At 57.7% G+C, this 23,360-nt stretch carries 16 protein-coding genes; 9 read left to right on the top strand and 7 right to left on the bottom strand.

Annotation, left to right across the window (positions count from 1 at the left end):
- The first annotated feature begins 42 nt into the window (after window positions 1-42).
- Window positions 43-1,053, top strand: a complete 1,011-nt coding sequence (locus GJR96_RS16795) for an aldo/keto reductase (RefSeq protein ID WP_154326383.1) — start codon at window positions 43-45, stop codon at window positions 1,051-1,053.
- A 149-nt stretch (window positions 1,054-1,202) separates the two neighbouring features.
- Here GJR96_RS16795 and GJR96_RS16790 read toward each other — a convergent pair whose 3' ends face one another.
- Window positions 1,203-2,048: a CPBP family intramembrane glutamic endopeptidase gene (locus tag GJR96_RS16790; protein ID WP_151164634.1), complete on the bottom strand. Its 846-nt coding sequence runs from the start codon at window positions 2,046-2,048 to the stop codon at window positions 1,203-1,205.
- 252 nt (window positions 2,049-2,300) lie between these two features.
- Window positions 2,301-2,750 carry a DUF5367 domain-containing protein gene (locus GJR96_RS16785; RefSeq protein WP_225317779.1) on the bottom strand — a complete coding sequence of 150 codons (450 nt, stop codon included), beginning with the start codon at window positions 2,748-2,750 and terminating at the stop codon, window positions 2,301-2,303.
- Between the two features lie 4 nt (window positions 2,751-2,754).
- On the opposite strand from GJR96_RS16785, the gene GJR96_RS16780 reads away from it, so the two are divergent.
- Window positions 2,755-3,357: a transcriptional regulator FilR1 domain-containing protein gene (locus GJR96_RS16780; RefSeq protein WP_151164632.1), complete on the top strand. Its 603-nt coding sequence runs from the start codon at window positions 2,755-2,757 to the stop codon at window positions 3,355-3,357.
- Between the two features lie 37 nt (window positions 3,358-3,394).
- Here GJR96_RS16780 and GJR96_RS16775 read toward each other — a convergent pair whose 3' ends face one another.
- On the bottom strand, window positions 3,395-13,600 hold the full coding sequence (locus GJR96_RS16775) for an Ig-like domain-containing protein (RefSeq protein ID WP_191965917.1): 10,206 nt from the start codon (window positions 13,598-13,600) through the stop codon (window positions 3,395-3,397).
- 211 nt (window positions 13,601-13,811) lie between these two features.
- Between GJR96_RS16775 and GJR96_RS16770 the strand changes: the two genes are divergently transcribed.
- The gene (locus tag GJR96_RS16770; RefSeq protein ID WP_151164628.1) at window positions 13,812-14,603 is read left to right on the top strand and encodes a helix-turn-helix transcriptional regulator; all 792 of its coding nucleotides are present in this window, start codon (window positions 13,812-13,814) and stop codon (window positions 14,601-14,603) included.
- Window positions 14,604-14,623: 20 nt separating this feature from the next.
- Here GJR96_RS16770 and lrp read toward each other — a convergent pair whose 3' ends face one another.
- On the bottom strand, window positions 14,624-15,082 hold the full coding sequence (gene lrp, locus GJR96_RS16765; RefSeq protein WP_151164626.1) for an HTH-type transcriptional regulator Lrp: 459 nt from the start codon (window positions 15,080-15,082) through the stop codon (window positions 14,624-14,626).
- Window positions 15,083-15,225: 143 nt separating this feature from the next.
- Between lrp and GJR96_RS16760 the strand changes: the two genes are divergently transcribed.
- From GJR96_RS16760 to GJR96_RS16740, 5 genes are all read left to right on the top strand, one after another.
- On the top strand, window positions 15,226-16,047 hold the full coding sequence (locus GJR96_RS16760; RefSeq protein WP_151164624.1) for a carbon-nitrogen hydrolase family protein: 822 nt from the start codon (window positions 15,226-15,228) through the stop codon (window positions 16,045-16,047).
- Between the two features lie 146 nt (window positions 16,048-16,193).
- Entirely contained in the window at window positions 16,194-16,586 is a 393-nt protein-coding gene (locus GJR96_RS16755; protein WP_151164622.1) for a pyridoxamine 5'-phosphate oxidase family protein, read from the top strand.
- Between the two features lie 140 nt (window positions 16,587-16,726).
- A complete protein-coding gene (locus tag GJR96_RS16750) occupies window positions 16,727-17,080 on the top strand; it encodes a hypothetical protein (protein WP_151164620.1) in 354 nt (117 codons plus the stop codon).
- 133 nt (window positions 17,081-17,213) lie between these two features.
- The gene (locus GJR96_RS16745) at window positions 17,214-17,780 is read left to right on the top strand and encodes a TATA-box-binding protein (protein WP_151164618.1); all 567 of its coding nucleotides are present in this window, start codon (window positions 17,214-17,216) and stop codon (window positions 17,778-17,780) included.
- A 732-nt stretch (window positions 17,781-18,512) separates the two neighbouring features.
- Window positions 18,513-19,745 (top strand): Cdc6/Cdc18 family protein, encoded by a 1,233-nt coding sequence (locus GJR96_RS16740; RefSeq protein ID WP_151164616.1) that lies wholly within the window; start codon window positions 18,513-18,515, stop codon window positions 19,743-19,745.
- Window positions 19,746-20,563: 818 nt separating this feature from the next.
- Here the strand turns inward: GJR96_RS16740 and GJR96_RS16735 are convergent.
- Both GJR96_RS16735 and GJR96_RS16730 read right to left on the bottom strand, forming a co-directional pair.
- The gene (locus GJR96_RS16735; protein WP_151164615.1) at window positions 20,564-20,956 is read right to left on the bottom strand and encodes a hypothetical protein; all 393 of its coding nucleotides are present in this window, start codon (window positions 20,954-20,956) and stop codon (window positions 20,564-20,566) included.
- On the bottom strand, window positions 20,953-21,816 hold the full coding sequence (locus GJR96_RS16730; RefSeq protein ID WP_151164613.1) for a ParA family protein: 864 nt from the start codon (window positions 21,814-21,816) through the stop codon (window positions 20,953-20,955). The genes GJR96_RS16735 and GJR96_RS16730 overlap by 4 nt, the downstream gene beginning before the upstream one ends.
- A gap of 361 nt (window positions 21,817-22,177) precedes the next feature.
- On the opposite strand from GJR96_RS16730, the gene GJR96_RS16725 reads away from it, so the two are divergent.
- Complete coding sequence (locus tag GJR96_RS16725) at window positions 22,178-22,672, top strand: TRAM domain-containing protein (RefSeq protein WP_151164611.1); 495 nt, start codon at window positions 22,178-22,180, stop codon at window positions 22,670-22,672.
- 295 nt (window positions 22,673-22,967) lie between these two features.
- Here the strand turns inward: GJR96_RS16725 and GJR96_RS16720 are convergent, their stop codons facing one another.
- Complete coding sequence (locus GJR96_RS16720; protein ID WP_151164609.1) at window positions 22,968-23,360, bottom strand: tautomerase family protein; 393 nt, start codon at window positions 23,358-23,360, stop codon at window positions 22,968-22,970.

The raw sequence follows: 23,360 nt of genomic DNA, 5'->3' as shown, positions 1-23,360 counted from the left end.
ACCCAACACTTTTCGTACAAATCGCCGTACACTAAGAGGATAATGAGCACTCTCGAAGACGTCGACCTAGACTTCGTTCCGCTCGGCGAGACAGGATTACAGACGAGCGAACTCCAGTTCGGCACCTGGCGGTTCGGAAAAGAGACTGAAGAAGGGAACGTCGAAATCGGCGAGGAACGCGCCCACGAACTGTTAGACGCGTACGAGGAAGCAGGCGGTCGGTTCATCGACACTGCCGACGTCTACGGTGGCGGCAAGAGCGAAGAGTGGATTGGAGACTGGCTTTCCGACCGTGACCGCGAACGGTTCACTATCGCCTCGAAGATTTTCTGGCAGATTCGAGAGGGAGACCCCAACAGTCGCGGCACCAACCGAAAGAACATCCGACACCGAATCGATGCCCTCCTCGACCGTCTCGACACCGACTACGTGGACGTGCTGTACATCCACCGCTGGGACGACGACACGCCGACGCGCGAGATGATGAAGACGCTTAACCGTCTCGTCGAAGACGGGAAGGTCCACTACCTCGGTGCGTCGACGATGCGCCCGAACGCGTGGAAGGTGGCGAAGGCCAACGAAATCGCCCGTGCCGAGGGATGGGAACCGTTCACCGTCTCGCAACCCCGGTACAACCTCGTCGACCGCGAAATCGAAGGAGACTATCTGGAGATGACTCGGTCCTATGGGATGGCCGTCTGCCCGTGGAGTCCGCTCGGCCAAGGGTTCCTGACCGGGAAGTACACCCGAGAAGAAGGACTCACGGGCGAGTCACGCGCCGCTGAATCGAGTCGGTTCGAAGCGGCGTACCTCACCGAGGAGAACTTCGACCTACACGACGAACTCGACGCAGTCGCCGACGAAGTTGGCGCGTCGCCTGCACAGACTGCGCTCGCGTGGCTCATGCACCGTGACGGCGTCACCGCACCTATCGTCGGTGCTCGAACTGTCGACCAACTCACGGAGAATCTCGCTGCTGCGACGGTAGACCTCTCAAAAGAGCAAGTCCAGCGCTTGACTGAAGCGAAAGCCGGTCCGTACGCAGGGTTGTAGAAAGCGTCCACCCGGGCGCAACGACGAACGAAGACGAAGCTTGGCGACTATTTTTTCAGGATTCTACGTAACTACGGTCGGAAGACGCGTGCAGCATACAAGGGAGTATCAGTCAAGAAATCGCCATCTCCCAGTCACACAGTTGGGGTTCACAGCCCCGAACGGGACGCCGACTCTCCGTCTGCCCGAGTGAGACTGGTCGGCCCCCAGTAGACGACGACAACGACCGTCGTGAAGACGAGGAGTCCAACGAGTGTGAGGCTCGCCAGGTCTGAGTCGAGTATCGGGAACATCCCCTGTGACCAGTTGAACGATGCATGGAACAGAAGGGCGGGCAAGAGACTGGCGTTCGTGTTGTTGTACACCCACGTCATGAGGACGGAAAGTAACGTGATAGAGACCGCAAAGCCGAGGAATGGATTCTGGTAGTAGATGGTCTCACTCGGGACGTAAAACAGTGGAATGTGCCAGACTGCCCAAGCGAGGCCGACAGCGAGACCACCGCCGAGCGCCGATAACCGCTTTTGTACGGGGTCGAGGAGATACCCTCGCCAGCCGAACTCTTCTTGGACGGGTCCGCCGAGGAAGAAGATGACGACGAACGCAACCGGAAGGACGATTGGATTGTCCGCCCAGGGAAACGACAGCGAGGCGTCCGTGGCGATGGCGACGCCGAGCGAGATGAAGACGATGGCGGGAGAGAGGAACAACGCCGGAATCAACCACCGTTTCGGGAAGTCGAGTCGAATTGCGCGTCGCGCGAGGTGTCGAGCCCCGGAGATGCCGTTCGTGTACGTCACGAGAATGAAGGCAGCGACAGTCGGACCAAACGCACCCAGTTCGGGGAGAACGGGGACGCCCTCGACGAGTCCTTCGGCAGCGAGAGCCTTCGGAACCCAGAATCCCCACGACCAACCAAACGTCAGCAGGAGAAACAAACCCACTTTCGGCCCCGCTCCCTCTGCGGAACTCGCTGGTGGCGGCTCAGTAGTCATCCTCAGTCTAAATCATCGGTTACGCGTTAAAGATATGGGACCCACACGATGCTCGCCGTATTCCAAGATACCCGACGAACCCACTAGACGAGGCGTAGCACCCACCGAATTTCTACAGTAGGGGGACCAAACGTGCGGAGTCGAGATGAATACACGAATCTGTCATCCACCAATCAGGGCTCTCGAGGTCGATATCGGACGTTTACATCCGCGAGGGTACCGTGCCTGCCGTTCCTCTCGACTTCGACGTGCTTACCACCGCCGAACAAATCCGGTCACGAGGACTGTTGCATAGGCGAGAAGCAACATCCCACCGAAATGCTTGGCCGCACCCGGAACCATGTTCGGGAAGACGGACCCGAAGAACGCTATCGCAACTGTATCGAGGAACATCCCCGGAAGAACTAACGCGACTGCTGCCTCGAGTCGCTTCGCTCCCGTGACACCATTCCATCGGTACAGAGCCAATGCGAGACCACTCATCGCCGGGACGACTGCAACGTACAACGCACCGACGATGAGTGGTGATGCGGGGTCGAGCAGATAGTGTCCAGCGAGTCGGAACGCAACCGTCGCCCCGAGCCAGGCGAGGAATCCAAACGAGAGAAATTGACGAATCGTCGGTTCAGTTAGTGACGGAAGAGCGTCGACACGTTCGGCCGAGGTTTCAGACGCCAAATCGACAGTGTACAAAGGAGTCACGCAGTTGGTCGACCTCGGACTCGTCAAGAAGACTCCCGAGGGACTGCGACCGACCCTCTTTGGTCACACCGCCCTTCGACGCTACGACGAATTGACGCAAACAGCACCACTCGGGCAGGTGCTCGCAGGACTGGGACCGGATGCAATCGACCCCATCGTGTTCGTCGGGTCAGAGTTTGTCGCGCCTGAGACCGACGCTATCGATAAGCATCTCGCCCGTGCGCAAGACCTTCTCGAATCTGCGACGACGGTTCGTGGAGTCGTTCCGGCAGCATCGTCGGACAACGAAAAACTCGTCCGCGTACGGGTCGAAGCGAGCCAGTTACGAGCGGAGTTCGTTCTCGGAACGGAGCTATATGCCGACTTAGACCGAGAGAATATGGGTGAACTGGCGGAGGTTCTGGACTGCGGATTGTCACTCTGGAAGACGACTGCGGACGTCCCGTTCGGATTCTACGTCGCCGAAGGTCCAGAATCGGTGCAGATGGCCATCGAATTCAGAGACGAGGCGCTCATGACTGGGATACTCGTGAACGATACTGCAGAGAGTATCCACTGGGCAGAGACGCTGTTTTCCCACTACAAAGACGACGCGTCGAAGATTTAATCACCGACCGAGTGTCGAAACGGCCGGATTGTCCCGCTTACTTCCTGCCTGAGCGGGTGTGCTTCCTCCGTCGTCCGAACAAGCCGATGACGATACCCAGAGCGAGCATCGCGGCACCCACGCCGAATCCGGGTGTCTCGGACGTAGTCGTCTGTGTCGACGTCGGTGTCGACGTCTCGTCCGGAGTCGGTGTCGATGTCGGTGTGGCCGTCGGCGTCGTCTGCTGTGGCTTGTGAGTCGCCACAGCAAGGGACCCGAGGTCGGTGCCCTCGACTTCGAACACGACTTTCGCTGCCGTCGTTTCGACGTGGTCAGTTTCGACGGCCGTCCACGTGCCGTCAGAGAGACTGTACGTAACCACGTCACCGAATTCGACGTCTCGGTCGGCGAGGATACCTCGGTCGACAGAGAATCGAATTGTCGTATCGGTGCCCTTGGCACCCACTATCGTCACGAACGCCATGGACTCACCCTGCATCGAAGAGAGAGCAGGGCCAGTCGACGACCCACTTCCAATCAGACGGATGGTGCTATTGCCGTCTGCGTCGGGACTGATGCTGACGTGTTCGACAGTGACACCCGTCGTGCCGAGGTCACCGTTCACGATAGCAGTCGACAGTGGTTCACCCACAGACGCATTTCGGATGTGAACCACGAGTCCACCGTCTTCGAGCGACGAAACGTCGATAGTCGGGGTTGTGTCGGCCGAGTGGTCGGAAGTCACGTCACCGGCGGGGGCCGGGTCGTCGTCTCTTGAGGAGTCAGAAGAACCGCCGTCGTCGGTCGACGACGTGTCATCGGTTCCGCCGTTCCCAGTCGATGGGTTGGTCCCCCCTCCCGAAGACGCGGTATCGACGGTAAACGAGATGGTCTCAGTGTGGGTGTTCCCCGCTTCGTCTTCCACGGTCACGTCGAGCGTATGACTGGTCCCATCGGTCAACCCGGTCGCTTGGAACTCGGCGTAGTCGCTCGTAATCGTGGTCGCCGAATCCGCGGTTACGAGCGTGTCGTCGTAGAGGACCGCAACATTGCTCGCGTCCACACCGCTCTGGGTGTCCTCGTACTCAACGCGGAGCGTCTGCGAGGTGGTGCCAGCGGACAGTGTGCGACCATCATCCGGAGTCGTCGCGGTAATCGTCGGTGCTGCATTGTCGATTGCGACGGCACCGTACGTCGAGAAGTGCGAGACGTTTGCGACCCAGTACTGACCGGTCGAACCGTTGATTGTGACGTTTTCGACGTTCGTCTGAACGTCTTCCCACTGGTTCGTGGTCTCGTTGAAGTACCGGATTGTCACGTCGTCGACGTCCGTGTTGGTGTTCGTCAGAAGCGACTGGTCCACAGGGATGCCGATGACGGCGTAACTGAGGTTGTCCGAGAGACGCTTGCCGAGCGCCGCGTTCAGGAATTTCACACCTGCCTGTCCGCGGACGAGCGGTTCGGCCGACACTCGACGCTCGGTCATCGTGACGAACGTGTCGTTGACAGGTTGGTCGGTCGTAAAGCGGACGAACAGCTCAGACGGGAGTATCTGGGCAGTGATGGTGTTGTTGCTGTCGGTGCTGTGAGATTCGATGAGGCTCGACGCGTTGTCAGTTCCACGGTTCCCTGCGAAGTCGATTGCCGATGCGGAGACGTTGTACTGTCCGTCTGTCGAGAGTGAGAACGTCCCGTTCCAGTGGGTTCCTTCGTCGACCATGGTGACGGCGTCCACAGTGCCGTCTGGGTGTTCCACATCGACGACCATCGAGGCGGGCCGAACCGTCTCGGTGGTATCGACGGTCACGTTGGCCGTCGTCGCATCAACGCGCGTTATCGTCGCTGCTAAATTGGGGGCAGTTCGGTCGACGACGACAGTGTCGGTCACAGTCTTGTCCGCCGAATTCCCCCGGTCGTCGTCGCCCGTTAGGACGACGTCGTAGCGACCATCGTCGTGAATCTGACTCGACGAGAACGATGCCGTCCAGTTGTTCGACGTGCCATTGTATGTCGCGTCCGTCGTCTCTCGGTACTGCGAAGTTCGTGAGTCGAGTGTGACCTGGACGTCACTGACGTTCCCGAACTCGTCGGACGCGTTCACCTCGACATCCACCGTCTCGTTCGCGTAAACTGTCGTTCCATTCCGGTACGAACCGTTGACAGAGATTGTGTCGATAGTCGGGGCGGTGTCGTCCACGCTCTCTCCGGCAAGCGGAACGTACACGGAGGGCTCGTCAGGGTCGTCGGACCGCAAGACGAGCGTCGCGTTTGCCGTGCCCGTAGTGTTCGGTGCGTACTCGACGGTCACGGCGTGGGTTCCGCCGAACCCGAGGACAACCGACTCGTTCCCACCGGTCACATCGAACGGGACGGCGCTCGGGTTCGAGAGCGTCATCTCGGTTATCGTGGACTCCGACCCGTCTGTGGCCCCACCGAGTAACGTGCCGGTCGGTCCAGTGATTGTCGCTTCGGTGAAGGTCAGATTCTGGTCGCCGATGTTTGCGACGGTAATCGTCTCGGCGGTGTTGGTTCCCGCGGGGACTGTTCCAAAGTCGACGCGGTCCCGTGAGACCGTGATGTCGGCGAATCCGGACGACGAGGCGTCGACGACGGTGATGGACACCTGTGCGAACGACGAATATTCACCGTGTTCGTCCTGAATCCGGTAGACGTAGCTGTCGACGCCGGTGAATCCGGGGTCGGGAGTGTACGTGAAACGTCCATCCTGCGAAGACCGCTGGAGCGTACCGTTATCCGGGGTCCCGTGGTGACTCGCGCTGAACGAGTCGTTGTCGGCGTCGTAATCGTTCGAAAGTCGCCCCGGTGCAGGCACCGAGAGCGTCTCTCCTTGCCGGACGACGTAGTTGTCAGCGACTGCGGTCGGTGCACGGTTCGGGTTCGGGAGCACGTCGATGGTGACAGTTGCGAACGTCGAATACTCGCCGTGTTCGTCCTGAATTCGGTAGGCGTACGAGTCTGTTCCCGTGAAGCCCGAGTCCGGGAGGTATCTGAAACTCCCATCCTGAGAGGACCACTGGAGCGTCCCGTGGTCGGGGGTGCCGTGATGACTTGCGCTGAACGAGTCTCCGTCCCGGTCGCGGTCGTTCGCGAGCCGTCCCGGTGCACTCACGTTCAGCCACTCACCCGCGTAGACCGAGTAGTGGTCGTCGACAGCATCTGGCCGTCTGTTCGGGTCCGGAACGACTTCGATAGTCACCGTTCCGAACGCGGAGTACTCGCCGTGTTCGTCCCGGACACGGTAGACGTACGAGTCCGTCCCCGTGAATCCCGAGTCCGGCTTGTATCTGAAGCTCCCATCTTGGGCGGAGCGCTCCAGCGTCCCGTGGTCGGGATTGCCGTGGTGAGAGGCACTGAACGAGTCACCGTCGACGTCGTAATCGTTCGCGAGGCGACCGGGCGCACTCACGTTCACCCACTGTCCCTCGTACACCGTGTAGGTATCGTCGACGACAGTCGGAGCACGGTTCGCCGTCGTGTTCGGGTCCGGGAGAACCTCGACGGTGACGGTGGTGTAGTTCGAGAACGCACCGGTGTCGTCCTCGACTCGATACACGAAGGTGTCGGTTCCGGTGAACCCATCGTCTGGCTTGTACTGGAAGCCGCCACTTCCGTAGAACCGGTGGAGTGTACCATTCGAGGGAGTCCCGTGGTGCGGCGCAGTGACGTTGTCACCGTTCGGGTCGAGGTCGTTTGCGAGCGTTCCCGGTCCACTCACGTTCAACCACTGCCCTTCGGATACCGTGTAGTGGTCAGGCACTGCAACCGGGTCCGTTCGAGTCGGGTCGACCACGTCGATAGTGACGTTCCCGAACGCGGAGTACTCGCCCCGGCCGTCCTGAACGCGGTAGACGTACGAGTCTGTTCCCGTGAATCCCGAGTCCGGGAGGTACACGAGGCTTCCGTCCTGTGAGGACCGGTCGAGTGTCCCGTTCGTGGTGTCTCCGTGGTGAGAGGCACTGAACGAGTCGCCGTCGACGTCGTAATCGTTCGAGAGTCGTCCGGGCGCACTCACGTTCAACCACTCGTCGGCGAGGGTCGCGTAGTGGTCGTCGACGACCGTCGGGTCCCTGTTGTCCGGGACGACTTCGATAGTCACCGTAGCGAACCCTGAGTACGCACCGTGATCGTCCTGAATCCGGTAGACGTACGAGTCTGTTCCCGTGAATCCGGGGTCCGGTGTGTAGTTGAGACTGCCGTCTTGGGAAGACCTGACCAAGGTTCCGTGGTCGGGGGTACCGTGGTGAGAGGCACTGAACGAGTCACCGTCGACGTCGTAGTCGTTCGCGAGTCGACCGGGGGCACTCACGTTCAACCACTCACCCTGCGAAACCGTGTAGGTGTCGTCGACAGCAGTTGGGTCGCGATTTTTCGCGGGAAGGACTTCGATAGTCACCGTGGCGAACTCGGAGTACTCGCCGTGTTCATCCTGCACCCGGTAGACGTACGAGTCCGTCCCCGTGAAGCCCGAATCCGGTGTGTAGTTGAAACTTCCATCCTGGGAAGACCATTTAAGCGTGCCGTGACTCGGGTCGCCGTGATGGCTGGCACTGAAGTCGTCCCCGTCTGGGTCACGGTCGTTCGCGAGCCGTCCCGGTGCACTCACGTTCAGCCACTCACCTGCGTGGACAGCGTAGGAGTCCCCGACAGCCTCCGGTTTCCGGTTCGGGTCCGGGAGAACCTCGACGGTGACGGTGACGAACGACGAGTACGTTCCTTCCGAATCTCGGATGCGGTAGACGAACGAGTCCGTACCCGTGAAGCCGGAGTCGGGAGTGTAGGTGAAACTCCCGTCGGACACGAACGTCAACGAGCCGTTGTCCGGAGTTCCGTGGTGGGTCGCAGAGAGACTGTCGTTGTCCGGGTCCTGGTCGTTCTCGAGGACGCCCGGTGCGTCTACCGAGAGCGTCTCGCCTTCTACGACGACGTACTGGTCGGCACCGGGGACCGGTTTCTGATTCGGTTCCGTAATCGTTCCGTTCCCGGAAATTCCGACGCTCACGGTCGATTCGTCGCTATCATTGGTTGCCAGTTCGAGTGTCGCGTCTGCGACCCTCGTGACCGACGGTGCGAATTCGACGGTGACGTTGTGAGTCGAACCCGCAGCGATGGTCGCGGTGCCAGACCCACCGACGACGGTGTACGCGCCGGCACTGGTGCCAGTCACCGACGAACTGCCGAGCGACAGCGGTGACCCGCCGACGTTCGAGACAGAGACGTTCGTCGTCGTGGTGTTACCGACTTCCACCGTTCCGAAGTCGTGGCTGGTCGGCGAGACGGCGACTTCCGCAGGTCCGACTCCAGTTCCAATCAGGGTGGCCTCGACGATTCCGACATTAGTGTCGAATTCGAGCGTTGCCGTCCGGAGTCCACTCGCACTCGGGTCGAATCGAAGCCAGATATAGTCTGAGTCGCCAGCGTAGATGTTCGACTGCGGCGTCGTCGTAATCGTGTAGTCACCGGTATTCGACCCAGTGAGCGTTACGTCGAAGACGTACAGCGTGTCGGTCCCTTCGTTCGAAATTTGCACGTATCGCTGCGAAGACGACCCGAGGTCCACGTCACCGAAATCCTGTGTCGATGGTGAGACGGCAGGTTCCGCAACGGGTGCACTGACGGTGACGTTACTCGGTGGGAGGCCCTCGATGGAAACGTTGTGCGTCCCGACCGTCGAAAAGTCGTGCGTGAATTCAACCGTGTTGGAGGAACCGGAACCGACAGTGCCGGTCACTGTATCGGCGACAGCCCCGTCCACGAACAGTTCGGCTGTGTAGCCACACGCGACATCCCCGGTGTTCTCTGCCACAGCAGAGACGGAGAACGACTCACCGGTAGACACGTTGGATTTCGAGACTGCGAGATTGGTGTATCCAATCGACGAGTCTGACTGATTCGTCGTGCCACCCTCGAGTGCGAGGAGTGGGTGCTCCGAGTTGGCGTTCTCCAACCCCGTAGCGTAGAGGACGCCACCGCTAATCGCCGGTGTGAACGCCTCGTAGTAGTCTTCTTGATATTTCCACACGAGGCCACCGGTATCGGCGTCGTACGCCCGAATCGAACTGTCCGTTGTCGGTACGAAGACGGTCCCGTCGGCGTAGGTTGGAGAGAACTCTGCAGCGGTACAGATACTCGTCGCCCATCGGTTCTCGCCGCTCGATACATTGATGGCACGGAGGATGCCGTCTGACGTGAAGAACAGCGTCTCGTTTGCCAGTGCGGGCGAGGTACCAGTATAGCCATCGACGTTCGCCGACGTGTTCCACAGCGTGCGACCATCGGCCGCGTCCAGCGCGTAGAGTCGCCCATTCGACTGGTTGTCGACGTAGACCACGCCATCGGCGACGACAGGAGCGTGAAGTCCCGACGACCGGCCCGCAATCTGTCGACTCCACATCTCGGTCCCAGTCGCGGCGTCCACTGCGTGCGTCGAATTGCCGTCACTCGTTACGTAGACAGTCCCGTTTTCGATTGCGGGAGTTACCTCCATGCCGTACATCCTGCTATCTCTCTCGAACGTCCACAGGACCTCACGAGTGGTGGCATTCAGGGCGTGGAGAACGCCGAAGTACTTCGAATTCGCGTATCCAGACCCGGTGACGTATGCGACGTCGTCGACGACGGTGATACCGCCAACGTCGCCGCCAACGTCGTACGTCCAGAGACGTTCGCCGGTCGACGCATCGAATTGGTAGACGCGGTCTCTGCTGTCTGCCGTGTAGAGGTAGCCACTCGCGTAGGTCGGTGAACCCTCGACACTTCCGATGGTTTCGTACTTCCAGCGAAGCGTTCCGTCAGTGGCATTGTAGGCGAACACCGCGTCGCCGTTGTTGTCGGTTCCGCCGACGAAGACGGTGTCGTTGGCCACAATCGGTCCAGTCGTCCACTCGGAACTGTGGTTCACTGCCCACGCTGTGACGTCTGAGCCGACTGCAGTCGGCGCTTGGGTCGCGGAGTTGTTCCCGGTGTTGCCGGCGTCGAAACTCGCCTTTGGCCACGAGTCGGCAGTCGGCGATAGGTCACGCGGGCCACCGAGGGCGACGAGTGTGCCATCCTCGGCGTCGCCGACGTTCACCGTGGCGCTTCCCTCTCGGTCGTACATGTACCGTGCCATCGAATCACCGTCGCCTGACGGTTGCAAGACGAACACGACGTCGCCGCGTTCTCGGAGGGTGACCGTCCACGTGAGCGTCGTACTCTGGCCCGGTTCGAGAGTCCCCTCCCGGTTCGGATAGTCCCAGATGTAGTGGTTGGTGTTCCCGTCGTCGGGGGCGATGTCGAGGTTCACGTCGTACTGGCGCGCGTGCGACCCGAGGTTCGTGACCGTCGCAGTGACGGTGACGTTGTCGTCCACGGAGACGACGTGGGAGTCGACTGTGAGGTCCGTGAACTCGATTACGCCTCCCTCTCGAAGGACGCGGAAGTCGTTCGGTGTCGTCGAGTCGGCGTAGAGAATCATCGTCCCGTTCGCCAGTGCCTGCACGGCCCCACGCTCGCGAGACGTTAGGTCGGTGTTTCCGTAGAACTCGCCGGTCGAAGCGTCGTAGACGTACGTGTAATCACCGCCGCCGTCGCCACCATAGACGAGTCCATCCACGGCGAATATCGTTTCGAGGTCCCGAATCGACCGGTTCCAGACGAGTGCGCCGGTAGACGGGTCGAGGCGGTAGAGTTCGTTTCGCCGAGGTGAACTCGCCTCCATGACTTGCTGTCGGACGTATACCGCATCGTTCGTGACAGTCGGTTCGTAGACACGCCACGTATCGACGGTTTGGTGGAGGTCGTACGGAACGAACTCCCAGTCGACATTCCCATCAGCGAGGTTGAGCGCCGTGAGTGTCTGTGCCGCCTCGCCATCGGCGTTTGTCGTTCTGTTGACGACGTACACGTGCGAATCCCGAACGACGGGCGGTTCCGATGGGTCGAAATCCACCGCGCTCGTCGACCACGTACTCGACCCACTCGTGGTGAAGGCAATCAGTCGGTCGTGGTCTTCCCATGCTCCGTCGACGTAGTCTTCGTCTTGAAGCCACGCGACGACCGTTCCGTTCGACACCGAAACCCAGTCGAAGAGTTCAGTGCCACCGTCGTCGCTCACATCGTACCGCCAACTCACCGCTCCCGTGTCGGCATCGAGTACCAGGAGCGTCGCGTTCGCGTCGTAGGTGTCCTCTGGCGTGCCGCCCACGACGTACACCTGTCCGTTCGAGACGACTGGTGCTTGGTCACGACTCAGCGACGTGTCGTTCATCGTCGTGTCGTGGACCCACTCGACACTGCCGTCGCTGGCGTCGAGTGCGAAGACGGACGCATCTACGACATCCGGTCCAGCGTTGTCGAAGTTGTAGGGCGTCGTGTAGAGGAACACGGTGCCGTCGTCGACTGTCGGTGACCCAGCGATATTTCGGTCCTGCGCGGAGACGTTGAACGCCCACTTCTCGGCACCGGTCGTCTCGTCGTATCCGCGGACGATGTCGGCGTTGTCGGCGTTGTCGTCTCTGTTGTGGACAGCCACGACCGTTCCGTTTGCGATAGCGGGTGCAACGCTCCCGTCGAACGAAGAGAGGTTCCAGACTTCCTGAAGGTGTTGTTTCGGGCCGTACGTATTCGGGTTCGCCTTCGTTCGACCGGCGTCGAAATCGATGCCGGGCCAATCGTCGACTCGGGTTGGGTGACTGACGGTCAGTGTCACTGGGCCGATAGCAGCGTCATCCTCCAGTTCGCGGGCAACTGAGACGTTCCACGAACCGCTCGTATCGACCCGTCCAGTAAACGTGAGCGGCGTGGACTCACCCGGGTTCAACGTTCCGTTCGCGTGGTCGAGCGCCCACCACTCCACGGGAAGTGGCGAGTCAGCCATCAGTGAGAGGTTGTAACTCCGCGCCTCGTCGTCGACGTTCTCGACTGTCACCTCCCCCGTGAACTGTTCGCCCGGGGTGAGCGCCGTCGACGAGAGAGTAAACCCGGAGAATTGGAACGGAGATTCTTCTATCGCGTAGACGCGCGTGAACTCGGTGGTGTCTCGGGTGTCGATACCGAGGACGTAGAGTCGGTCGTCTGCAACCGCAAGGTCGATTGCGCGGCCGTCGATGCGATACGTCCACTGTTCGGCACCGGTTGCATTATCGAGCGCGACGAGGTGGCCTCGTTCGCTCGCCGCGTAGACGACGCCGTCAGCGACGGTCGGTGAGAGCGCTCGCATCTCCGAGTGGGCAATCCCGTACTCGAGGCTCCCAGAGAGACGGTGAAGCCACGTCTGGGTGCCCGTGCGTTCGTCGAACGCCCGGATTGTGTGTCCCGACGAGACGTAGACTGAACCCTCGGAGACGGCCGCCCCCGTCGGTTGGGCATTGATATCGATGACCCACTCGATGTGTCCATCAGTGGCGTTCAGACGGTAGAATTTCGGATCGTACGTCGGTGACCCACTCCCGACGTAGACCGACCCGTTCGAAACGACCGGTGACATCGACACCGGACCTTCCATCTCGAAGTTCCACCGACGGGTTCCGTCGCTAGCGTTCAGGGCATAGATGGCGTAGTCCCGATTGTTCACTTGACCGGTCGCATAGACCGTCTCGCCCGCCGCCGACAACCCAATCGAGACGTCGTCGTTGATATCGGTCGACCAGCGTTGGGAACCAGTTTGTACGTCGTACGCGTAGAGATACGCCCCTCGGGTTGTGTAGAGCGTCCCCCCCGAGACGACCGTCGCATCAGTTTCGAAGTTGGTTTCGTTCCAGATTTCGGTTCCATTCGAGAGATGGTAGGCGCGGATTTCGTCACCGGAATAGTCGACTTCGGTCGTTACGACCACGCCATCGGAGACGGACACCGACGAGAGGTCGACGCCGGAGATGTTCCAGACCACGTCGCCCGTCTCGTTGTCCAGTGCTCGGAGACTCGTCTCGCCGGGCACTACCACGAAGCCATCAGCGACGACTGCGGGAAGTTCCCTCACGTCGTCTGTGAATTCGTACGTCCAGCGAGCAGTTGGATTCGTCTTCGGACCAGACGAGTTCGGATTGTATCCCGACCGACCGGCGTCGCGACCGGTCGTCGGCCAGTCTCCCGGACCGAGAGACGGCCACGTTAGCGACCCACTCGCTGCCTCCGCAGTATCACCGGACGAACCGATGGACTCGACGGAAGATGGTTCTGATGTGGTCGGGTCCGCGGATTCGAGCGTTGCCCCAACAGACCCGACGACGACAGAGAGGACCAGACAAACCGCGAGGATAACGGACACGGTAGACCGAATCGTTCCACTTCGATAGAGAGTCCCAAACTGAAGCATGTTGATAAATTCCCCACTCAGTCAGCTATCCTATATGCACTCACCGTGCAGAGTCCGGAGTGCGAACAGGATTTCACTCTCTGAAACAACTGTCAATTGAAATTTGTTTATCGGGAGTTCATGTCCGAAGAATTATGTCGACTTGGACGAGTTATCACGCCCAATGGGTACCGGAGGGTCCGAAGACAACAATCTTCCAATAGCGGCCTTGAAACGAGCGGACGCGCTCGCTGCACTGCTGGATGGCCCTCTGGAACGGTCGGACCTGATGGAGACACTGGACGTGTCTCGGACGACGATTCATCGCATCGTCCGCGGCCTCGAATCGAAAGAATTGCTCGTCCAAGACGGCGTGGAGTTCAAACTCTCACCGTTCGGAGAAACGGTCGCACGCGAGGTGACCGCCTACCGGCGACGAATCACTGCTGCACAACGGCTCCAACCGTTTTTCGAGACGCTAACCGACCGGTCTGTCGAACTTGAAGCGGGGTTGTTCGATGGTGCGACGATGACGGAATCGAAGCCCACGAACCCGTACGCCCCGGTTGCTCGATTCATGGAACTCCTTCGTGATTCACGGAGCCTCCACGGATTCGACACGACCACGGTTGCACCAATCTACGTCGAAGAAATCCGAGACGAGATACTGGGAGGGATGGAGACAGACGTCGTCTATCTGTCAGCCGTCGTCGAAGAGATGGTCGAGACGTATCCCGATGCGATTGCAAACGCGGTCGATGCCGGCCAACTGACGCTCTCAACACACGACGACCTTCCGTTCGGTCTCGCGATTTTCGAAGACCGAGTTGGACTCGGGGGATACGACGAAACAGGACTGCTCTCGGTCTTCGTCGATACAGATTCCTCAGAAGCACGTGACTGGGCGATGGAGACGTACCAGCGGTACAGAGACGAAGCAGAACAGTTGGACGCTCTATCGTCAGACGACGTGTGAGTATCCCGAAGCGAGACGTCTTATTCGTCGACGTCGAGTTCGAACTGCTCGTTCTCCGAAACGGCGTTGAGCACGACACTCGTGTTCGACTCGCGAATCGCCGCTTCACCGAGTATCTCCTTGATTTGGGCGTTCATGTCGTCCGTGTTCCGGAATTTGCCGATGGCGATGACGTCGTAATTCCCGGTCACTTCGTAGACTGAGACCATTCGGGGTTGTTCTCTGAGTTCGTCGGTGATATCGCCGAGTGCGTCACCTTCGACCTTTAGTTGCATGACTGCAGTGACGTCGTACCCGAGTGCACTGTAGTTGACGCGGGGTGTGTATCCCTCGATGACACCCTCTTCTTCTAGGTCACGGAGGTGGTTCGAGATAGTCGTCACAGAGACGTCGAGTTGCTCGGCGAGGTTCCGGAGACTCGTTCGGCCATCGTCGAGGAGTGCGTTGACAAGCTTGGAATCGAGATTTTCGTACGTCATTACACATACGAGCCTACTAGAACCATTAGAACTTTGCGAATGTCCATCTTGAGCCATATATTGCGAAAGTCGTCAATGTAGGAACGCGAACGTCCTGTGGAGGGTCAAAACCATACGGTTCGCCAACGCACCGACTAGCAAGGATGAGTGAGTTCGTTGCCGCAGCATGTCAGATGGACTCGAACGACGACAAACGGGCCAACGTCGAACGAGCACTCGAGTTCGTCGACCAAGCAGCAGACGTGGGGGCCGACTTCGTGGCGTTCCCCGAGATGATGAGTTACATCGGACCAAAGGACCAGTACCCCGACGTAGCTGAGTCGATAGACGGTGAGATAGTCCACCAATTTGCCGCGAAAGCGAAGGCCTACGGCCTGTACATCCACACGGGGAGTTTCTTCGAGCGCATCCCAGACTCCGACCGTGTGTACAATACGTCGGTGATGATTGGCCCCGAGGGTGACGTTCTGGACACCTATCGCAAGGTACACCTATTCGACATCGAACTCGACGGCGACGTCGAGTACGAAGAGTCCGAACGCGTCGCTCCGGGGACCGAAGCGGTGACTGTCGAAACCGATATCGCGACGTTTGGCCTCTCAATTTGCTATGACCTTCGATTTCCACACCTCTACCAGACAATGGCACACCGCGGAGCCAACGTACTTCTCGTGCCTGCAGCGTTCACCATGTTCACCGGAAAAGACCACTGGGAACCGTTACTCCGCGCGCGAGCGATAGAAAATCAGTCCTACGTCATCGCACCAGCACAAATCGGCGAGAAGCCATCGTCACCGACCACATACGGACGAACCCTGGTCGTCGACCCGTGGGGGAACGTCATCTCGAAAGCCAAAGATACAGAAGAGGTGGTGACGGCGACTATCGACATGGACTATCTCGAAGACACGAGACGGGAACTGCAGAGTCTCAGGCACACCCGTCCCGACGTGTACGACCTGTAGTGACCGACTTTCGCTCTGTATTCAGCACGTGCTCAGCGATTATCAGCTCCCGAAAGTTCCGGCAGAGTCGTCTCTCTTAGACTGGGAGTTGCGTCGACAACCGATGTCGTAGATAGACCTTTTCGGCCCGAGAGCCTATCCGATGTATGACGGACGTGTCAGAGGAAGTCGCCGACCTGCTCACGAGCGAACCACTGATGGCACACGTAGGGACGTGCGTCGACGGACGACCCCACGTCGCACCGGTGTGGTACTACTTCGACGCGGAGCATTCAGTCGTCGAAATCCTCACTACTGGACGGAAACTCTCGAACATTCGGTCGAATCCACGCGTCGCCCTCTCGATTCAGAAAGATATCGACGGCCAGGCACAGTGGCGAGTGACGTTACTCGGGACGGCGACAGTCGTCGACGACGACGAACAATTACGTGATGCAACTCGGCGAATCAACACCAAGTACGGTGCCGACGAGTCCGCGTGGCCAGAAAACGAACTCGTACGGATACGTGTCGGGACTGTTACCTCGAATACGTACTGAGTCGCCGACGTTGTCGTGGAAGTGGTACGGCAGACGGTATTAGGTGAAAGGAGGACGAAAGAAGGTGGTGAGAACGACGAAAGGAGACAGGAACTCGAGTCGGACACAGGTTTTTGAGCTAGCTTTCTAACAACCTACGCATGGTCGATGAGACACGCCCGACCGAGAGTTACGATGGGCGGATTAGGGTCCGTCTCTTGCATGATTCCGACGGGACCACGGAGATGAGATGTTCGTCGTATACCAAAGCAATCGAGGTCGTCAGAGAGCATCGAGACGAAGTGGCTGCGGTCAAAATCATCGATAGAGACGACGACGTCGTGTTTACCTCTGCAGAGATGGACATCGACGTGTGGGAGTCAGCGTGGGAAGACAGGAAACGGAATATGAGCGTGTCGGTCGAGGAATACGACTGTCCGTACGATAGCGTGTCGTGTTTCGCCAACGACCGGTGTGTACAGTGCCAAATGGACGAACTCCAGGGCCGATACTAATTCCAAGGCGGTACTCATCGAGTCCATCGAAACCAAACGAGAGAGATGAGACTAGCGGATCTGGTGTTACTCTGTCGAACGCTCGGAACGACCCCTGTACTTTAACAAGAATGAATGTCAATTAATCCACATCATGTCGCAAGCGGATGCCGCCGAGTCAATCCAGATACAGAACGTCGTCGCCTCCACACAGATTGGAATCGAACTGGACTTAGAACAGTTGTCCCTCGACTGGGAGGGGACAGACTACGACCCAGATAACTTTCCTGGGCTGGTGTACCGAACGACGGACCCGAAGTCGGCGTGTCTCGTATTCCGGTCCGGGAAAATCGTCTGTACTGGGGCAGACAGTGTCGCTGGCGTGAACACTGCTCTCGATATCTTGTTCGACGAGTTCGAGGAACTCGGACTCCCCGTTCCCGACGACCCCGAGATTACAGTCCAGAATATCGTCTCGAGTGCGGACCTCCGGCACACGCTCAACCTCAACGCCCTCGCCGTCGGTCTCGGTCTCGAAGACGTCGAGTACGAGCCTGAACAATTCCCCGGTCTCGTGTATCGTCTCGACGAACCGAATGTCGTCGTGTTGATGTTCGGGAGTGGAAAGGTCGTGATCACCGGTGCGAAGGAGGTTTCCGATGCCGAACGTGCGATTGAAGTCGTGGGTGAGAGAGTTAGCGACTTAGGATTACTCGGTTAACATAGTTCAGTTAGTCCTAATCTGTTGTTGTCGTTGTTTTGTCTCTAGTACTAGAGCAGCACTAGTCTTCTAGTCACTCATTGAGTACACACACACCACCTTCGCGTTTGTAACGGCTACGCGAGACTCTAGAAAGATTCTACACACCCCCCTCGCGTTTGTAAATCATGCGGCAATAACATCCTTTTGTGGGTGGTTCGTCGAGGGTTGCCCCTCTGTTTTCGAGTTACATTCGCGAAGGTGGTGTGTCTGACATCGCCGGATACCTCCAATCAGACTGAGAATCGTGATGTGAGTAAACCACTGTGAACAATTCTCGTGTTTACAAACGCGAGGGTGGTCTCCTCCCCGGTCAGTCTATCGAGTATCGCGACTTCTGTCCTCGATTCACGTGCCACGGAACTTTCGTCGCTCTGAATACATTCGCGACTGTGGTCTCCCACTACTCCCTCTTCGAGTAGGGTGTGCAGTATCGAAGGTTACAAACGCGAAGGTGGTCCCTCCCTCGCATCGGAGATGTGCACAGTTACAAACGCGATGGTAGTCCCCCATATTCTCGGTTACAATCGCGAGGGTGGTGTCTGACGGGGTTACTCGCGCGATACTACTAATCTACTAAGTACATGCTGAACTGTCGAGTGAGGGTTCTCTAAGTCGCTATTTGGTTGGTGTTACAATCGCGGAGCTACCCCCTACACTTTTATTAGGAATGGGTATGAATAGCGAACTCATATGACATCGGACGAGACTGATGGGGGTGGTCGAGACCCACTTTTTCGCTACGACCAACCCATCTTCGCCAACGAGGATATCCTCAAAATCTCGCACTTACCTGGCCCCGACAAGATTGTCGGCCGTGACGAGCACATGTCCAAGGTCGCACAGGCACTCAACCCCGCTATCTTCGGGCGTGAACCGACCCACCTGTTTATTTTCGGAAAGACCGGGTCAGGAAAGACACTTAGTGCACGTCTCGTGAGCGAACGGTTACAGAGCGAAGCACGTCGTGAAGACGTAAACGTGGAAATCGCGGTCATCGACTGTGGTGAACAACACACCGAGGCGTCGGTCATCAAGACGCTCGCCTCACAGGTGAACGACCCTTCGAAGAGTGGGATGTCGATTCCAGAGCGTGGACTCTCTACTGGTGATTACTACAACCGACTGTGGCAAGTCCTCGACACCTGTTCTGACGTGACCATCGTCATTCTCGACGAGATCGACATGCTTCGCGACGACGAGGTTCTTCGAAAACTCTCGCGTGCAGGCGAGAATCAGAAAATCGTCGACTCTCGTCTCGGCATTATCGGCATCTCGAACAAGATCGACTACCCCGAGGAATTGACCGAACGCGTCAAATCGAGTTTCGCCCACGACGAACTCGTCTTCCCGTCGTACGACGCGAACCAACTCCGCGAAATTCTCGAAAACCGGAAGGACGCGTTCAAGCCCGGTGTGCTCACGGACGACGTCATTCCACTCGCGAGTGCACTCGCAGCACAGGAACACGGAGACGCCCGGAAGGCTATCGACATCCTCCGCAACGCTGGCCGAATTGCCCAGAAAGAGGGTGCTGATACCGTCTCTGACGACCACGTGAGAGCGGCAAAAGAGAAAAGTGAGGCCGACCGATTCAGTGAACTCCTCGAGGGGACCGCGACACAGTCGAAAGCCGTTCTGTACTCTCTCGTTCTCCAGACAGGTGGTCGGAAGACTGCCGAGGTAACGACGAACAAAATCTACCGTCAGTATCTCACCGTCGCGGACGACCTCGACATGGACCAACTTTCTGAACGTCGAGTCCAAGAACTACTTCAAGAACTCGACTTCCTCAACGTCATCCAATCTGAAGTACGGGGTCGTGGTCGTGGCCAGGGGGTTCATGGAACCCATCGACTCCTCGAAGACCCAGACATCGTCAAACGGGTGTTACTCAGGGATAGTCGTATCTCTACACTCGAATGACGACCCTCTCGCCGAATCGCTCGTAATTCTCGACTTTTCTCTTCGTGTCTCAGACGCTCTCGGTAGGAATTTGCTGCCGATTCTTCTTTTCGAGATACGTAGTTCATGTACTTCATGTAATTTGTATAATCTGAATCATTCAAATTATTCTGCGTCCACCGACGATATCGTTTTTCCCGGGTGAATCACCCAGCTACTAGTACGACTGCAGTGGGCGAGGTAATCTATATCTCTCGCGCTATCTGTATAGTTTGAATAATGCAGATTATTTGGGTTCTGTTGATCGTCTGGTGTATCCACGTACTTTACAATCGGGTGTTTTGGTCTTGGTGGGCCGATTATCTGGACTCTTCGAAGTAGACCCCTAGTAGAAATAATCTACATAATGTGTTGCTCTGGATACTGTTCGAGACGTGTGGGGCCTCCTCTGAAAAGGAGTACGTCGTACTCGTGGAGACTCCTGTTCTATCTCCCTCTGTCGTCCGTCCGTCGACGTTTCGTTATTCACTCATTATAGATTATCTGCGTAATGCAGGAGACTCAAATCATTCGAGACACTTGCGTTCTTCCGCAGTCCTGCTTGACTTGTGGTTTCAATCCATCTCAATTGCCCTACACCATCTAAATAATCTGAATTATGTGAAAAATACAGATTCTTTGAAGAACCCACCTATGTTCAATCCTTTGGGCAACCTAGATTACTGTGCCCAAACCGACTGTTGGCTCACGGTCAGAAGACGACTGAACGTACTTGTGATAATTGTCCTAACCCACCTGCCTTGAATAACTCGCGTACTTTGGATTATCTGGATATTCTTTCACTCGTCGTCGATGCCGCGTTGCTCGAGTACCCTGTCGACGATCAAGTCGGGATGTTCTGCGATCACGGCGAGCGCAGCGTTGTGTAATTCGCTCTTTTTGACATTCTTCAGCCCGTGGTCTCTGGTGAGTTCACGCTCGACATCGTAAGTGATGATGTCGTCGAACTCCGCTGCGACGGCTTCGAGGACGTAGAGTGCCTTGTGAACTGTCTCGTCGAACTCGAAGGCAGGGTCCTCGAGCGGGGACCGTTCTGAAACCTCTTGCTCTGTCTCTGGTAGTTCGTCCGTCTCTGTCGTTTGTTCCTGAGTTGCGTCTGCTTCAGAATCTGGGGTTGATGGGCCGCTGTCTCCCATCGCGGCGTCGAGGTCTCCGAAGGGATCGTCGCTCATCGGTCTACCTCACCGGTCTCGACGATTTGCGCCAACTCGTCGTAGCACTCGAGTTGGTCACACGAAGTATCGTAATCCCGAAGCGGCATGTGCTCCCGAATCGACGCGTCGATAGCGGAACGGTGTCGAATCCCCGGCTTTGGCAGGTCGTCGTCCCACGACCCGTCGTCGATAGCCTCGAAGAAACTGGGGTCGACGTATCCAAAGTTCGGGATCTTCGACGCGATGTTTGGCTTCGAAACGAGAGCTTCGATGAGTCGTCGAGTCGGTCGCTCGTGGTCGATTCGGTCTCTGAGGTCTGTCGGCACGACGGCGAGAATTTCGAGGTCGAAGTGTTCGCGAGCAGGTTGGATGAGTCGTTTGACTGTCTTCTCGAGACCAGAGAGCGCACCGGATTCTGGGCGCATCGGCAACACGAGGTTCTGTGTCGCGTAGAGCGCGTTGTCGTTGAGTTTCCCACGTGCTGCCGGGCAGTCGACGACGACGTAATCGTACTCGTCACCAAGTAGCGGGTCGACCACCCGTTGTTTGAGGCGTGCAGACCCCATCATGACACCGCCCAAGTCTGACTCTACCTGCTCGATTCGGTCGTTCGCCGGCAGTAGGTCAATTTCGAAGTCGGTCTCGAGGATGAGTTCTGTCGGTTCGAGTTCGGCATCGTCGAGGAGGACGTCGCCGAGGTGCGCATCTGAATAGAACTCTTCGCCAAACCCGAGGCCAGTGGTCGTGTGCCCGTTCGGGTCCAAGTCTATCAGAAGGACGTCGTTGCCCCTGTGGGCGAGTTCGCGCGCGAGGTTGATCGAAGTCGTCGACTTTCCGATACCGCCTTTGAGGAGACAGACGCTGACTGCTCGTGACATGGTGAGTTGAGGTTGTATCGCACTGTGTGATTCTCGGCATTCTTGAAATAATTATGGTTATCTTGAATTGGAGAGTAGCTCAAATAATCTGGATAATCTAAATTTTGCCACATGATGGGGACAGTCTAATTGCGCCCTCTCGTGCCTCTCATTGCTGGATAACTCCAAAATGGATTATCCAAATAATCTGTGTAGTGAGTCCCCGAGAGATAGCTCGAACCACAATAATTTACAAAATTTAAATAATTCTAATCATGTGGAATCCACGCTATGGGACGAAAAGTGCAGAAACCACCCTTGAGTAGCACGTAGCCCCCGAAATTCACCATGATTTAAGCCACTGTTGCTCATACTCCGATTAGTGACTGGTATTTCAGACTCTCTACGGCTACTGTTCGAGGCGTCTATCGAACGTGACGGGAACCGCTACGTCGTCCCGATTCCGAAGGAACTCGTCGAAAGTGGTTCTCTCTCTACTGAAGAGGCGTACCGAGTTGCGTTGCTAACCGCTGCCGAGACGTCGACGCCGCCGGAGCAGACTTCGGAGTCGGCAACTGACACGGACGAGACAGAATCGGCGCAAACTGAAGACGAGTGGGAGAACTCCAATTCGCAACAGCAGCCAACGAACTCTCAGGGTTATGGTGCCCGGCGTCCACCTGTCGAGGAAGGCGACGTCCGCTCGGTTACAATCGACACGCTCGGTGACCAGGGCGATGGCATCGCGAAGGTAGAACGAGGGTTCGTTATCATCGTTCCCGACACCCGACCCGGTGACAACGTCGAAGTCGAGATAACCGACGTCAAACAGACCGTCGCGTTCGCCGAGATGACTGAAGAACCGACGGTTCGCTAATCTGTCCAGCCGTGAGTGAATTGCCTCGGGGTCAAGCCGCGAGGCATCTGCCTCGAACGCTGTAGAATAGCGATTTGTGGGACCCGGATTACTTGTTCGACTCTCGCCGACTTCTGTGTCGCTCGAAAGCGGAATCCGCTCTGTCTGTGGGATACACCTGTTCTCACAGAACCAAGCAGTCGCCCCGTGGAAAATCAGCGTGGGGCCACACTGGTTGGTGTATTGACGCGACTCGCTATCCACTCTTCGCCTGTTCAGTCACGAGTAGTTACCAGTCCAGCCCTCTCACACGAACTCAGGTATCTGTCTCTTCGTCTGGGTTCCAATCGGAACCAACACGGTCGTAGCCCATCATTTGCCGACCCTCGTGTTCCGTGAAGACGACTTTCATATTTGGCTCGGGAACGTCGAACTCGTCTGCGGTGAGGTCCATGACTTCGAGCGCGAACGACCGCTTCTGTTCGAACGTTCGACCACTCCGAATCTCTGCGTCCAAGAACAGCAGTCGGTCGTCGTCGGTTTGTCTCCCTATCGATAGTTCTCCTGCTCCCCTGGGTCGAATGACGACGGCGACGTGGCCCGTACCAGTCTGCATGCGTCTACTGTACGACGTTCGGACGGCATCTGCAAACGAGCGCTTTTGCTGGACAGTCATCTCGACGGTCGTTTCGAACTGTAATAGGGGCAC

Source organism: Haloferax litoreum (genome assembly GCF_009674605.1).
GTDB classification, from domain to species: domain Archaea; phylum Halobacteriota; class Halobacteria; order Halobacteriales; family Haloferacaceae; genus Haloferax; species Haloferax litoreum.
Note: the sequence above shows the minus strand (reverse complement) of the source record. Positions and strands in the feature narration are given on the sequence as shown.

What these genes read in the sequence shown, in the direction of transcription:
- GJR96_RS16770 (WP_151164628.1), top strand. Translation starts at nt 13,812, where the DNA reads ATGGGTACCGGAGGGTCCGAAGACAACAATCTTCCAATAGCGGCCTTG.
- GJR96_RS16760 (WP_151164624.1), top strand. Translation starts at nt 15,226, where the DNA reads ATGAGTGAGTTCGTTGCCGCAGCATGTCAGATGGACTCGAACGACGAC.
- GJR96_RS16735 (WP_151164615.1), bottom strand. Translation starts at nt 20,956, where the DNA reads ATGAGCGACGATCCCTTCGGAGACCTCGACGCCGCGATGGGAGACAGC.
- GJR96_RS16730 (WP_151164613.1), bottom strand. Translation starts at nt 21,816, where the DNA reads ATGTCACGAGCAGTCAGCGTCTGTCTCCTCAAAGGCGGTATCGGAAAG.
- GJR96_RS16795 (WP_154326383.1), top strand. Translation starts at nt 43, where the DNA reads ATGAGCACTCTCGAAGACGTCGACCTAGACTTCGTTCCGCTCGGCGAG.
- GJR96_RS16745 (WP_151164618.1), top strand. Translation starts at nt 17,214, where the DNA reads ATGTCGCAAGCGGATGCCGCCGAGTCAATCCAGATACAGAACGTCGTC.
- GJR96_RS16750 (WP_151164620.1), top strand. Translation starts at nt 16,727, where the DNA reads ATGGTCGATGAGACACGCCCGACCGAGAGTTACGATGGGCGGATTAGG.
- GJR96_RS16790 (WP_151164634.1), bottom strand. Translation starts at nt 2,048, where the DNA reads ATGACTACTGAGCCGCCACCAGCGAGTTCCGCAGAGGGAGCGGGGCCG.
- GJR96_RS16755 (WP_151164622.1), top strand. Translation starts at nt 16,194, where the DNA reads ATGACGGACGTGTCAGAGGAAGTCGCCGACCTGCTCACGAGCGAACCA.
- GJR96_RS16740 (WP_151164616.1), top strand. Translation starts at nt 18,513, where the DNA reads ATGACATCGGACGAGACTGATGGGGGTGGTCGAGACCCACTTTTTCGC.
- lrp (WP_151164626.1), bottom strand. Translation starts at nt 15,082, where the DNA reads ATGACGTACGAAAATCTCGATTCCAAGCTTGTCAACGCACTCCTCGAC.